The sequence below is a fragment of the Azospirillum sp. A29 genome (assembly GCF_042604625.1).
GTDB classification, from domain to species: domain Bacteria; phylum Pseudomonadota; class Alphaproteobacteria; order Azospirillales; family Azospirillaceae; genus Azospirillum; species Azospirillum palustre.
In genome coordinates this window covers 341,210-354,816 of record NZ_CP170470.1, presented here as the reverse complement: position 1 = coordinate 354,816, position 13,607 = coordinate 341,210, and the positions used below count along the sequence as shown (strand labels likewise).

10 protein-coding genes and 1 pseudogene are annotated in these 13,607 nt (G+C 66.4%); 1 reads left to right on the top strand and 10 read right to left on the bottom strand.

Annotation, left to right across the window (positions count from 1 at the left end):
• Nucleotides 1-38: 38 nt before the first annotated feature.
• The 5 genes and pseudogenes from ABNQ38_RS37355 to hppD form a co-directional block, all read right to left on the bottom strand.
• A pseudogene (locus ABNQ38_RS37355) lies at nucleotides 39-704 on the bottom strand (phytochelatin synthase family protein); the annotation flags it as partial.
• 328 nt (nucleotides 705-1,032) lie between these two features.
• On the bottom strand, nucleotides 1,033-3,537 hold the full coding sequence (locus ABNQ38_RS37350; protein ID WP_377811500.1) for a right-handed parallel beta-helix repeat-containing protein: 2,505 nt from the start codon (nucleotides 3,535-3,537) through the stop codon (nucleotides 1,033-1,035).
• Nucleotides 3,534-4,184: a carbohydrate-binding domain-containing protein gene (locus tag ABNQ38_RS37345; protein WP_377811499.1), complete on the bottom strand. Its 651-nt coding sequence runs from the start codon at nucleotides 4,182-4,184 to the stop codon at nucleotides 3,534-3,536. Before ABNQ38_RS37345 ends, ABNQ38_RS37350 begins: the two co-directional genes overlap by 4 nt.
• A 392-nt stretch (nucleotides 4,185-4,576) precedes the next feature.
• Entirely contained in the window at nucleotides 4,577-5,023 is a 447-nt protein-coding gene (locus ABNQ38_RS37340; protein WP_377811498.1) for a winged helix-turn-helix domain-containing protein, read from the bottom strand.
• A gap of 1,068 nt (nucleotides 5,024-6,091) precedes the next feature.
• Nucleotides 6,092-7,165, bottom strand: a complete 1,074-nt coding sequence (gene hppD / locus ABNQ38_RS37335; RefSeq protein ID WP_377811497.1) for a 4-hydroxyphenylpyruvate dioxygenase — start codon at nucleotides 7,163-7,165, stop codon at nucleotides 6,092-6,094.
• Nucleotides 7,166-7,301: 136 nt separating this feature from the next.
• Between hppD and ABNQ38_RS37330 the strand changes: the two genes are divergently transcribed.
• Nucleotides 7,302-7,778, top strand: a complete 477-nt coding sequence (locus ABNQ38_RS37330; RefSeq protein WP_377811496.1) for an Lrp/AsnC family transcriptional regulator — start codon at nucleotides 7,302-7,304, stop codon at nucleotides 7,776-7,778.
• 20 nt (nucleotides 7,779-7,798) lie between these two features.
• Here the strand turns inward: ABNQ38_RS37330 and ABNQ38_RS37325 are convergent, their stop codons facing one another.
• The 5 genes from ABNQ38_RS37325 to ABNQ38_RS37305 form a co-directional block, all read right to left on the bottom strand.
• Nucleotides 7,799-8,947 carry a glycosyltransferase family 4 protein gene (locus ABNQ38_RS37325; RefSeq protein WP_377811495.1) on the bottom strand — a complete coding sequence of 383 codons (1,149 nt, stop codon included), beginning with the start codon at nucleotides 8,945-8,947 and terminating at the stop codon, nucleotides 7,799-7,801.
• A 2-nt stretch (nucleotides 8,948-8,949) separates the two neighbouring features.
• The gene (locus ABNQ38_RS37320; protein WP_377811494.1) at nucleotides 8,950-10,191 is read right to left on the bottom strand and encodes a glycosyltransferase family 4 protein; all 1,242 of its coding nucleotides are present in this window, start codon (nucleotides 10,189-10,191) and stop codon (nucleotides 8,950-8,952) included.
• On the bottom strand, nucleotides 10,188-11,483 hold the full coding sequence (locus ABNQ38_RS37315; protein WP_377811493.1) for a glycosyltransferase family 4 protein: 1,296 nt from the start codon (nucleotides 11,481-11,483) through the stop codon (nucleotides 10,188-10,190). Before ABNQ38_RS37315 ends, ABNQ38_RS37320 begins: the two co-directional genes overlap by 4 nt.
• Before the next feature lie 6 nt (nucleotides 11,484-11,489).
• On the bottom strand, nucleotides 11,490-12,455 hold the full coding sequence (locus tag ABNQ38_RS37310) for a GDP-L-fucose synthase family protein (RefSeq protein WP_377811492.1): 966 nt from the start codon (nucleotides 12,453-12,455) through the stop codon (nucleotides 11,490-11,492).
• A gap of 130 nt (nucleotides 12,456-12,585) precedes the next feature.
• Nucleotides 12,586-13,581, bottom strand: a complete 996-nt coding sequence (locus ABNQ38_RS37305) for an NAD-dependent epimerase/dehydratase family protein (protein ID WP_377811491.1) — start codon at nucleotides 13,579-13,581, stop codon at nucleotides 12,586-12,588.
• Nucleotides 13,582-13,607 lie beyond the last annotated feature (26 nt).

Below are 13,607 nucleotides of genomic sequence, written 5' to 3'. Positions count from 1 at the left end.
GCCTCCAACAGCCGGGCGTCGCTGGTCCAATAGGGGACGTACCAGGCGCGGTCGGGGTCCATCACCAGCGCGCGCTTGTTCGCCGCGTCGTAGGCGCCGAGCGGCGCGATGTGGCCGAGGCCGATGTCGCCGGTCAAGGTGCCCTGGTCGAAGGCCAGCAGGATGATGTCGTCGGCGCTGCGCTCGTTGTCGGACAGGATGCGGCGCAGTTCCGCCAGCGTGGCGGGAGAGGTGTCGCGCGGGCGCCAGACTTCCACCTCGGCGTCGATGCCGTAGGCGCTCAGGCTGCGGCGGACATAGGTGATCAGCTCGCCGAAGGAGATGCCCTCGCCATCCTCGGCGGTGGCGTCGCGCCAATGATCGTCGTCCAGACGGTCGAGCAGCTGCTTGTCGGTGACCAGCCGTTCCGACGCCAGCCCGGGCAACCCGCGCAGCGCGTTCAGCATCATCGTCACGCTGGCCACCGAACAGGAGGCGCCGGTCGTCTGCGGCACGTAATAGGGGCTGAGCGCCCAGTAATCCGGTGCGGGCGTGGTGCGGACGAAATCGACCGAGCGGGTAATCGGCACGGCGTCGGGGCCGAATTTCGGCTTCCTGTCGTCCTGTTGGGCCGAGGCCGCCCCCGCCGCACAGGCGGCCCACAGCAGGAGGCCGGCCCCCAGGGTCTTCGCCACGGCTCCCGCGGTCCATCCTGCGGTCCACATCGCTTGCTTCATCGGAAACTGTCTCAGTCCGTCCGGTCTGGAATGGGAATGCGCCCCGATCCGGGCAGCTTGGGCCTGTCCGCAGCGGAGCGCGGCCTGCATATGGTGCGCTGCGGCGCGGACGCCAAGCAGGGGGCACGGCTGCGCCGATTGCGCTTGTGCCGCACACCGGGGGTGTCTTTTGGGACGCTTTCCGAAACGCATGTGGGCGGAGCCTCCGTCGCTCGACCTCGAGCAAAACAGGCTCCGCCCACCGCTGGGGCCGGCACGTCGAGGGCGTACCCCCGATGCGCCGGCCCCCCTCTAAGCCGGCTTCAGGATCGGGCGATCAGACGCCGTCCCAGAAATGCTCCAAGCCGACCGCGGCGACGCCATCGGCACCCATCTTGGCCCAGGCGAGGTCGTGGATGCCCATCGCGAAAGCGGGCGAGGTCGGCAGAAGCGAATAGTCGCCCCAATAGGCATTGTTGAACATCGGCTTGCCGATCACGTCGTGATCGCCGTACTTCGGCACGTTGTAGACAAGGTTGTTGTCGATGACGAAGTCGTTGGCGCTCAGCAGCTCGATGTAGTCGTCCAGCGGCAGGGTTCCCATCACCACGTTCTTGGTGATCGTGTTGTTGTGCGGGTCGCCGGCCGTGCCATGCACCGGCTGCCATTCGATTCGGATGAAATCTTCCTTATTGCTGGCAATGACCGAGAAGTTGTTGGTCACCACGTTGTTGTCGCCGCCATGGATCTGCACCGAGGCCCAGTCGGCGTCCTTGATGAAGTTGTCCTTGACGGTGATGCCGCCGGCCATGTCGTCCAGATAGATGCCGAAGCCCTTCTGGCCGTACAGCCAAGTGTCTTGGTTGCTGGTGGCGAGGCCGTTGGCATGCTCGATCCAGTTACCCTGGATCACCATGCCGGTATCGACGCTGGACCGCCCGAGGATCTCGATGGCGCCGCCGTCGGCGGTCTCCAGCCCGGTGTGGGAGATGTGGTTGAACTGGATGATGTTGTTGTGGTTCACCGTGTTGGTGGTGCCGCCGTAATCCTTGAACGAGATGCCGTAGCGGGCGCTGTGGTCGATGTCGTTGTTGGAGATCAGGTTGTTGTCCACGCCGGTGCCGATGATGCCGGACACCGCCTTGCGCACTTCGCCGATGTTGCTGATGCTGTTGCCGTAGATGCTGTTGCCGTTGCTGCGGCCGTCCATCTCGATGCCGCTTTCCGCCAGATGGTTCAGCGTGTTGTGGGCGATGTCGTTGTTGGACGAGGCGGCGGTCAGCTTGATCGCGGTGCCGACGTTCAGGAAGCTGTTGTCGCTGATGTGGTTGCCGCTCGACTTCGTCAGCAGCAGGGCGTCGCCGCCGGTGGTGGTGTTCTTGAAAGTCAGCCCGTCGATGGTGACGTTGCTGGCGCCGTTCAGCTTGATCAGCGTGTCCAGCCGCGGCACCTCGACGCCGCTGGAGGCGAAGCCGGAGCTGGCGGCCTTGTAGAGCAGCTTGCCGTCCGAGGCCCGCCAAGCGAACTCGCCGGCCTGATCGACATAGGCGGCGTTGTTCAGCAGCTTGTAGGTGGTGCCTTCGGCAAAGGGCAGGGAGGCGCCGTTCTTCAGCATGATGGTGCGGGTGGAGGCGTTGAAGCTGGCGATGGTGCCCAGCGTGTCGCCCAGCCGTTCGGCATCCATGATCTGGATGAGCGTGCCCGGCTGGATGTCGGCGGCGGTCACGTCGGTGCCGTGCGAGCGGATCGACCAGCCGCTGGGCCCGCCCGAGGCGGCGTCGGCGAAGTGCCAGCCGCTGGTGACGTCGGCGGCGTCGTAGGCGAACTTTTCGGCCAGATGCTGGCGGACGTCGCCGACGATCAGGTCGAGGCTGCTGGCGGTGCCGAGCTTGGCCGAATAGAGGCCGTTGCCCTCGCTGGTGAAGCTTTTCACCACCTCGCCGCCGCTGAGCACCGGCTTCTCGCCGGGATAGTTCTGGAAGCTGTGGCCGTTGTCGAGCGAGGTCAGCTCCAGCGTCTTGGTCAGGTGATAGGTGCCCTCGCGGACATAAGTGGTGTCGATGGTGGAGTTGGCCCGCATGGCGGCCTGCGCCTTCTCCAGGCTGGCGAAGGGACCGTCGGTGCCGTCGGCGTTGGGGGCGGCCAGCTTGCCGGACCAGCTGTCCTTGCCGTCGGCGGCGACGTAGAAGGCGGACTTGGTCGGGGCGGTCGGCACCGGCGTCTGGGTGGCGGGCGTATCGCTGAACAGGTCGGTGCCGGCCTTGATGTTGAGCGCGCCGCCCCAGTAGAGACCCTCCTGGCCCTTCACCACGTCCTTACCGTCGACTGCACCCTTGTCATAGGTGACGATGCTGTCGGTGACGGCGACATTGTGGCCGTTGATCGAGACCGACTTGACGAACAGGTTGCGGTCGACGCCGTTCACGCTGGCGTCGTTGTCGTACCAGACCTGGACCGTGTGGGCCTTGGTCGGGTCGATGTCAGCGGTGAACTTGTAGCCGGTGGTCGTCGCCGCCGCCTTGGCGTCGCCGATCACCTGCCCGTCGACCAGCAGCTTGAAATGCGCGGCCTGCCCGCCGGCCGAGGTGCCGTAGGCGTTGACGACAATGTCCACCGCCTTGCTCGGCGGCGGCGGGGGCGGCGGGACATAGGCGCCGCCGAAATACTCCTCCGGCACGCCGAAGGTCAGGGCACCGCCCCGATCGAGGCCTTCCTGGCCGGCGACGACGAACTTGCCGTCCACCGGACCCTTGTCGTAGGAGGCCATGTCGGAGGTCGAGGCGATGGTCTTGCCGTCGATGTTGATCGACTTGACGAACAGGTTGCGGTCGACTCCGTTCACGGTGGCGTCGTTGTCGTACCAATCTGGATCTTGTGGGCCTCGTTCGGGTCCACCTTGGCGGTGAAGGTGTAATCGGCGGGCGAGGTGGCGCTGACCCAGGCATCGCCGACCACCTGATCGTCAACCAGCAGCTTGAAGTGCGGCGCCTGTCCGGCGGCGCTGACGCCATAGGCGCTGACCTTGATCGTCGTAGTCATGGTGGCGGCCGTCTCGGCGTCCGGCACGGTGGCGGCGGACGGGAACAGGGTGGCGGGCAGCGGCACGTTCAGCACGCCCGGCCAATACATCTCGGTCTGGCCGGAGATGACGTTCAGACCGTCGATCTTGCCGGTGTCATACTTGACTGAGGGGTCGATCGACAGGATGGTCTTGCCGTTCACCTCGAACGACTTGACGAACAGGTTGCGGTCTTCGCCGTTAACCGTATCGTCGTTGTCGTAGACCAGCTGCAGCGCATGCGCCTTGTCGGCCGGTACGTTTGCGGTGAAGGTGTAGCGGGACTGGGTGGCGGATGAAACGGTGGCCTCGCCGATGCTGGCACCATCCAGAAGCAGTTGAAAATGCGGCCATTTTCCGCCGACTGCCGAGCCCCAGGCATTGACCGCAAAGGTGACCTGGATCGTGCCGTCGGTGTTGGTGGTAGCCATTTTGGAACTCCACTTTATGGGTATCGCCTCGTTCCGCAGGCTCGTCTGTTAGCCTTAATCGGGTACTAACACTTATGGTTAGGAAATTATGAATGAGGGCGTTTCCCGTGGCATGAATGAGACAAAAAACGGACGATTGCTTTTTAGGCGAATCAGAGAAAAATGAAACTCCGGCAATTTGGTCGGTCCGGTAGAAAATGACCGGCAAATTTTGCCCGGTTACCTGGGGCTCAGCCGTTTCTATTTGATGGAAGCCTTTGGGTGAAGGGCGATTTGCCGTTTTTGGGCCGCCAGACATTGCGAATGTCGGTTGCATGCGACATCCGGATGTCGCGCTTGAAGAATGGAACCGGAGACCCGGCTTCCATGGCCAGCTTGGGCCGCTGAGGCGATCACTGCGGCCCCGCCCTGTCGACCGCCCTATCCACGGCTTTGTCCGGACCGCCGATTTCCAGCACCGGGGCTGAAAACAGATAGCCGCGGTTGTGCACCGTCTGGATCGGCGCCTTGCCGCCCATGGTGATCTCTATCTTCCGGCGCAAGCGGGAAACCAGCACGTCGAGGCTGCGGTTGCCGGACTCGTCCTCGCGATAGCCCAGCGCCGCCAGCAGCATGGCGTCGAGCAGACGCATCTCCGACGAGGTGACATGCACCGTCCGGCCACGGGGGTCGCGCAGCAGCCAGTCCACATGGTCCAGCACCCAGGCATCGGCCGCCGGACTCTCCACGGAGGCGGCTCGGCCCGACGCCGGGCTCTCGGTTCCGTCCGCCGCCCGTCTGGGCAGCCGGCCGACCAGATTGAGCAGGGCGGCAGCCAGTTTGCCAAAGCCCTCAACCATGGGCAGGTCGACAAGGCCGGTGCTCCATACCGGATGCATCCGGAGCGGGTCGCCACCGTCTGGTCGAGGGCATTGCCACCTGAAAAAAAGAATAGCTTCTCCATAAGCTTGGAGTGGGTCGCCGGGTGGGCGATAATGGGTCGGCGGGCCCGTCTCCAAGACTGCCTGCGCTCAACACCCGTAAAGGAAAATCGAAAGTGATGTTGAACACGGACTTCGGGGAACCCCTCGACAAGCTCTGCCCGAAGTGCGGGAGCACAAACCTCGTCCACAGTGTGGAAACGCAGGCGGTCCGTTTCCCCTATGGACCAGGGGACGTTCTTATGGCGACCGTCGATGTGCGGGTCCCCGTTACCACGTGCGGTGCCTGTGGGGACGCCTGGACCGATGCCCGAGCCGAGAGTGTCCGGGAAGAAGCCGTTTTGCAGCGCCTTAATGAGTTGAAAGCCTGAGAGGACAGCCGCAACTGAGGCTGTATTGGGATCGCGGCCTTCGGAGGGTGGGTATATCGGTGGAGGGGCAGGGGATGGCTGAGTGGGTTGCGGACGGATCGGACAGCGGCTGGTTGACGGCTGCTGGTTGACGGCTGCTGGGATCGGCGCGGTTCGGTCGTCTCGAAGCCACCGGCCGGACGGCTGGTGGTTCCTGCCTGAATGGCTTCATGATGAAGCCCAGCACGACGTCGGTCCATTCCCGACAAGGGGGAGCGGCAATCGCCGCGGCCGAGGCCGCCGGTGCCGCTCCCCAGCTCCGGTAAAGGAGCATCCTCCGGCCATGGACCGTGCCGAGGAAATCGCGCGTTGCGCAGTTGAGCCTTTTCGCACGTTCTGCCGGTGAGGGGCCGAATATATGTATGCCCGTCTCGTGCAACTGGTGCGTCACGTTCACCTTCGATGAGGTCGATATATCCATCCGGAATGAGAGGGATGGCACCGGTCATAGGGGACAAAAAACACATAAGTAGAATTATGGAAATAATGACGCAAATCCGCTATTCTAAACGCGGAAACGCCGCCCGGCTTTGCGACCGGACGGCGTTCGGAATCTGCCTGGAGAATTGGTCGACGCTCAGGCCGCGTTTTCGCTCAGCACACCGCGGCGGATCTGGTCGAGTTCGATGGATTCGAACAGCGCCTTGAAGTTGCCCTCGCCGAAACCCTCGTTGCCGATGCGCTGGATGATCTCGAAGAAGATCGGGCCGATGACGTTCTGGGTGAAGATCTGCAACAGCAGTCCCTGGCCCTCGGTCGGAGCACCGTCGACCAGGATGCGGTTGGCCTGGAGGCGCTTCAGATCCTGGTTGTGGCCCGGCACACGGGTATCGACACGCTCGTAATAGGTGTCGGGCGTGTCCTGGAACGGGGTGCCCATGCCGCGCATCGTCTCCACCGTGCGGACGATGTCGTTGGTGCCGAGCGCCACATGCTGGATGCCTTCGCCCCTGTAGTCGCGCAGATATTCGACGATCTGAGACTTGTTGTCGGCGGATTCGTTGATCGGGATGCGGATCTTGCCGCAGGGGCTGGTCATCGCCTTCGACCGCAGGCCGGTCAGCTTGCCCTCGATGTCGAAATAGCGGATCTCGCGGAAGCCGAACAGGCGGGTGTAGAACTCGGCCCACTCTTCCATCCGTCCGGTGTGAACGTTGTGGGTCAGATGGTCGATGTAGGTCAGGCCGGCACCCTGCGGATGCTGGTCCACCCCCGGCAGCGGCACGAAATCGACCTCATAGATGCTGCCGCGGTCGGCATAGCGGTCGACGAGGTAGATCAGCGAATCGCCGATGCCCTTGATGGCGGGGATGTTCAGTTCCATCGCGCCGACGCGGGTCTCGACACCCCAGGCGCCGAGGTCCAGCGCCCGGCGATAGGCGAAGGCGGCGTCGCCGACGCGGAAGGCGATGGCGCAGATCGACGGGCCGTGCTGGGCTGCAAAGTTGCGCGGGAAGCCCGACGGCTCGGCATTGACGATGAAGTTCACGTCGCCCTGGCGGTAGAGCGTGACGTCCTTCGACCGGTGGCGGGCGATTGCCGTGAAGCCCAGCTGCTCGAACAGGCGGCCCAGCGCCACGGTGTCCGGCGCCGTGAATTCGATGAACTCGAATCCGTCGGTCTTCATCGGGTTGTCCCACATGTCGGCCATGATCGCCTCTCCCTTGAATTGTCCTGCGATCAGTATGCCGGACTGTCCGTGGAAAGAGCTTTCAAAGTGAAGCGGGCACACCTATGATTTTGGCAGGATTTTTCGACATTCAGCCTGTGATCGGAGATTCTTGCCGTTGCCCGCAGCGCTATCGGAAATCGACATCAGAATCCTCGTCGCCTTGCAGGAGGATTCGCGCCTGACCGTGCAGGAGCTGGCCGACCGGGTCGGCACTTCGCCCTCCTCCTGTTGGCGTCGCCTGAAGTCGCTGGAGGAAACCGGGGTGATCCGCCGCTACACGGCGCTGGTCGATCCCAAGGCGGCGTCGGTCGGCGAGTGTGTCTTCGCCCATGTCACGCTTGACCGCCATTCCGCCGAGACCGCCGCCATCTTCATCGATGCGGTGCGCAAACGGCCGGAGGTTCTGGAATGCTACGCGGTGTCGGGCGACGCCGACTATCTGCTGCGGGTCGCGGTGCGGGCCATCGCCGACTACAACCGCTTTCTGGAAGAGTTTGTGTTCCAGCTTCCCTTCCAGGTCCGCATCCGCTCGAACTTCGCCCTGAAGGAAATCAAGTTCGAGACGGCACTGCCGTTGGGGAGTGGGGCGTAAAGCCGCCCCTGGCTTCTCCCCTACCCCGCCACGCGGCGCTTGGCCGGCACTGCGGCGGCTGCGGCGGCCGGGTGCGGGCCGGCGATGCGGTCCAGCAGCAGGTCCAGGCCGCTGCGGCTGGTCTCATAGGCCACGCGCGCACGGGTCAGCGTCTGCGCCGAGGCGGAGGCGAGCGCCTCGCGGTCGTCGGCCCAGGCCGACAGGATCGGAACGGCCGCCTTCACGAAGTCGGCATTCTGCGGCACCAGCCCGTCGGCCGGAATGTCGGAGCCGATGCAGCCGCGCTCATAGGCCAGCACCGGAACGCCGGCGGCCATCGCCTCGAACAGCACCAGCGGCTGCGCCTCGTTGCGGTAGCGGGTCGGAAAGACGAAGACGTCGATGTCGCGGTAGAAGGCCTCCTTGGCCTCGCCATGGACCGGGCCGTGATACTCCACCGCCCCGTCGAAGGCCATCAGCCCGGCGGCGATCATCGCGTTGTCCTTCGGCTTCAGCCCCGGACCGGCCAGCACGAGCCTGGCGTCCACCCCCTCGAGCTGCAGGGCGCGCAGCAGGGCGAACAGCGTGTCCAGCCCCTTCTCGCTGCACAGGTTCGACAGATGGCCGATGCGCAGGGGACCGTCGCGCTGCGGACACGGGAGGACGCCGGGAGCCGAGAAGATGGCGTTCGACATGGTCATGCAGGTGCGCGCCGCCGGATAGATCGACTGGAAGCGCATCTGCATCGCCGGGCACAGCAGGACATGGGTGCAGTCGCTGCCGGCGACGCGAGTCAGCAGCCGCATCCGCCAGGTCGGCTTGGAGATGGTGGCGAAGGAGTGATGGTGCAGCACCCGCTCATAGCCGAACAGCCGCGCGGTCCCGGCCAAGGCTGCGGTGTAAAGCGCGCCCCAGCCCGAATCCACCGGCATGTAGAAACGGCGGTCGGGCTTGCGCAGCCCGGCGGCGAGCCGGCCCATGGTGCCGAACACCCGCGTCATCTTGCGCAGATGGTAGACGGCGCCGCCGCCGTTCCAACCGGGTGACAGGTCGGCGACCTCCACGCGGCCACGCCCCCGCATGCGGTCCTGCAAGCGCTCCAGCACCAGGGCCGTCACCCGGCTCATCCCATCCACCGGCGGCGGCAGGCGCCCGGAGACGACCACATGGGTGCGCGCGTTCCGTTCCATCGTCAACTCCCGGTCAGTGCCGCTCCGGTCGACCGGCCATGCTGGCCACCCTCCGGGTCGGCGGAATAGTCGGACACATAGTCCGTGTCCGCGCTGCGCTCCGCCTTCGGGCCGCCCAGCGCCACCACGGCCTTCTCCACCGACAGGGCGAAGAAGCTGGCGTCGGCCAACGCCTGGAAGGGCCGCCCGTTCAGGCTCAGGCGGCGCCACTCGTCCTCGTCGCCCGCAACCGACAGCATGTAGCGCGCCAGTCCCTCGGGGTTGTCCGGCTCCACGATGTGGCCGTTCAACCCGCTGCGGATCAGCACGTCGCGCGCTCCGCACTGGTCGGACAGGATGGTCGGAACGCCCATGGCGAGGGCCTCGTTCACCACCAGACCGAACTGCTCCTCCAGCGACGGCAGAAGCAGGCAGAGCGTGGACCCCAGCGTCTCGGCGATCCCCTTCTCCTGCAGGAAGCCGCGGAAGACGATCGACCCGTCCAGCCCGCGCCGCGTCACCTCGGCTCGCAGTTCCGCCTCCAGCGGACCGGATCCGCAGAGGTGGAGCGGTCGGGCGGCGGGACCGGCCAGCCGCCGGTAAATGTCATAGGCTTCGACCGCCCGGAACAAGTTCTTCTTCGGGACGAAGCGCGCGATGATGGTGAAGTGGCGGTCGGCGAAGGGTACTCCCCCAGGGGCCGGTTCCATCCCGGACAGGCGGCGGATGCGGTCCAACGACAGCGTGTCGTACCCGATGTAGAGCCGGTCCTTCGGGAGTCCCAACAGACGGAAGTAATCCACCGTGCGGTGGCTGCCGCCGATCCCCGCCTGATAGGGGGAGTAGAAGACGCTCTTGACCATTTCGCGCCACAGGATGCGCGGCTTGTCGTCGTATTTGGAGGCGTTCATGTTGATGACCTTGCGGCCAATCAGCCGCATGGTCAGGGCGAGCGCGAAGACGTCCGGATCCTCGTAATGGCAGAGGAAGACATAGCGCGCGTCGGCATTGCGGCATTCGCGCAGCAGGGCGCGGTAGACCGCGGCCTTCGACAGGTCCGCCTTCGACCGGCCGGGGAACAGGGTGATCTTGCGGAAATTCTGCCCCGTCCCGGTCGAATCCCAGGCGTAGGTGTGCGACTTCGACCCGACCTCCAGCCCGATCACGTCGTAGACATGGCCCAGCCGGCGGCCGACCGCCTCCAGCCGGTCCATGTGGTAGGGGCCGAACATCTCCCAACTGAAGACCAGCGCGGGCTTCTTCATGCTGCCTCTCCCAACAGAAGGCGGGCGTAGCGGTCGAGCGCCACGGCGCGCGTGGCGTTCGCCTCCACCCAGGCGCGGCCGCGGCGGCCCATGGCGGTGGCGCGGGCGGGGTCCGACAGCAGGGCTGCCACCGCCTCGGCCATCGCGCGCGGCTCCTCCGGCGGGGTGCAGAGGAAGGCGCCGACCTGCGCCTCCAGCGTGGCGAGCGCCGATCCCGGCAGGCAGGTGCTGACGAAGGGCCGGCCGGCGGCGAGGATGGTCACCGCCTTGCCGGGCATCGCGAAGGCCGCCCCCTCGGGCCGCTGCGGCACGAGATGGACGTCGCCCTCCGCCATCGCCTCGTTCAGTTGGTCCTTCGGCGCCAGCGGCTGGAAGATCACGTTGCCGAGCCCCATGGCGCGGGCGCGGCCCTTCAGCTCCTCCTCCAGCCCGCCCTGGCCGCGCATCTTGATGCGGGCCTGCGGCATCAGCTCGGCCAGATGACCGGCCATGTCCAGCACCTGCTCCAGCCCCTGCTTGCGGGCGAAGGCGCCGCTGTAGAGCGCGGTCGGCGGCTGGTCGGGGCGCGGCAGCGGGTGGACCGCGTCGGCATCGACATGGGGCGGGATCACATGGATCGGCCGGGTGACGCCCAGTTCTTCCAGCACGCCGCGCATCGGCTCCGACAGCACGACGATGGCGTCGGCGCGGTTCAGGGCCGCGCGCTCCATGGCGCGGATCGCCTTGACCGCCGCCTTGCCGCCCATGCCCAAGGCACCGGCGAGGCCGGACTGGATGTCGTGGACGATGGCGACGTGGCGGCCGCCCGGCGCCTTGAAGCGGTTGGCGATGGCCACCGACAGGATCGACGGGCAGAGCGACAGCACGGCGGCATGCCGTCCGACCCGGCCGCGGGCGCGGGCGGCGGCGAAGCCGGCATGCAGGACGCCCTCGTGGATCAGCCGGGCCTTCATGCCGCCGCCGGCCGGCGGGATGGTGTGCAGGCGCTCGATCAGCACGCCCTCCACCGTCTTGCTGTCCTGCGACCCGTCGGCGTAGCCGTCATAGACTTTGTTGCCGGGATAGTTGGGACGCGCGGTCAGCACCGTGGTCTCGGCCCCGGCCGCCGCGAAGGCAGTGGCGAGGTCGGTCATCATCGGCGCGCTGCCGGCCGGTTCCGGCCAATAGCTCTGCGCCACGAGCAGCAGTTCTTCCGGCACGGGCACGTCCGCCAGGGAAGGCGCGCCCGCTGAAGCCTTGGAAGCCGGCCGGTCGAAAGCCGGCGGCCGCAGATGGATGGAATCGTCCGGCATCGGGCGTTACTCCGCTGCCTGCTTGGGGGCTTGGCGACGCTCCGGAGCGGCATTCTCCAGGAACCAGTCGTAGGTGCGGCGCAGCCCCTCCTCCAGCGACACCTTCGGGCGCCAGCCGGTGGCGAGCAGGCGCGACACGTCCATCAGCTTGCGCGGGTGGCCGTCGGGCTTGCTCAGATCGTGGGTCAGCGTGCCGGGATAGCCGACGGTGTCGCGGATCAGTGCGGCGAGGTCGGCGATGGCGATGTCGTCGCCGGGACCGACATTGATGATCTCCCCGCTGTCGTAATGGTCCATCAGATGCAGGCAGGCATCCGCCATGTCGTCGACATAGAGGAACTCGCGCCGCGGCGTGCCGGTGCCCCACAGGGTGACCGTCGGGTCGCCCGCCACCTTGGCATCGTGGAAGCGCCGGATCATGCCCGGCAGCGCATGCGAGGTCTCAGGCTCGAAATGGTCGCCGGGGCCGTACAGGTTGGACGGCATGGCGCAGATGGCGTTGAAGCCGTACTGGCGGCGGTAGGCCTGGCACATGGTGATGCCGGCGATCTTGGCGACGGCGTAGGGCTTGTTGCTCGGCTCCATCTCGCCGGTCAGCAGCGCCTCTTCCTTGATCGGCTGCTCGGCATGCTTGGGATAGAGGCAGGAGGAACCGAGGAACAGCAGCTTTTTCACGCCGGCGCGCCAGGCGGCGTCGATGACGTTGTTCTGAATCAGCAGGTTGTCGCGGATGAAATCGCCGCCGAAGCGGTCGTTGGCGAGGATGCCGCCCACCTTCGCCGCGGCCAGGATCACCTGTTCGATGCCCTCGCGGTCGAAAAAGGCGCGCACCGCCGCCTGATCGGTCAGGTCGAGCTGCGACCGGTCGCGGATCACGAGGTCGGTGTGCCCGGCCTCGGTCAGCCGCCGCAGAATGGCGGATCCGACGAGTCCCCGGTGCCCGGCGACGAAGATGCGGCTGTTGCGGTCCATGCGGGCCGTCTCCTTAAGATCTTGTGCGAACGAATGCCTCATCGGCCGTCATCCCCGCGAAGGCGGGAGTCCGCGTTCGCAGCGGTGACGGATGGGAGCGCGACCGGCGGTCGCGCTCCCCGATGACGTCCTACTCCGCCGCCTGCCCCATGCGCCCCAGATCGGCACGCGCTCGCTCGGCATACCACTCGACCACGCCGGGCAGACCGGCGGAGAGCGGGATGCGCGGGGTGAAGCCCAGCGCGGTCAGCTTGGCGATGTCGGGGCTGCGGCGGTCGGTGCCGCCGGGAGCCGCCGGGCCGGGCATCACCTGGGCCTCGCGGCCGAGGCAGGCGACCGTCTGGCGGGCGAGGTCGGCGATGGTGACCTCCTCCGGGTTGCCGACATGGTAGATGCCGAGATGCTCGCCCTTGTCGACCACCGTCACGATGCCGTCGATGGCGTCGTCGATGTGGACGAAGGCGCGGGTCTGGCGGCCGTCGCCCTGGATCTTGAAGGGCACCGTGCCGTTCGGGTGGCCGGCGATGGCCTCGACCGCGCGGCGGGAGAATTCCGGCACCACATGCTCCCAGCCCATGTCGGGCCCGTAGACGTTGTGCGGACGGAAGATGGCGACGCGGTCGAAGCCGCTGCGGCCCCAATTGACGGCCAGCAGCTCCGAGATCAGCTTGGAGCCGCCGTAGCTGTAGCGGGCGTTCAGCACGTCCGGCACCACCAGCGGCACGTCCTCCGGTGTCGGCACCATCGGCGGGGTCTGGTAGGCTTCCGAGGAGGAGGCGACGACCAGATCGCCCACGCCGTCGGCGCGGCAGGCGTCGAGCACGTTCAGCATGCCGCGCACGCCGACGTCCAGCACCACTTCCGGCTTCTCGTAGAAATGCTTGGTTCCGTTGACAGCGGCCAGATGGAGCACGCCGTCGACGCCGCGCACCGCCCCGCGCACGGCGTCAGCGTCGCGGATGTCGCCCTGGACGAACTCCACATCGTCGAGCACGCCGGCCAGCCGCCCGGTATGTCCGCGCGAATTGTCGTCCAGAACGCGGACACGGTGGCCCTCACGGACCAGACGGTGGACCAGGGCGGCGCCGATGAAGCCGCTGCCGCCGGTGACGAGATAGTGTTTCATGTCAGTCAAATTCCTTCTGCGGCCAG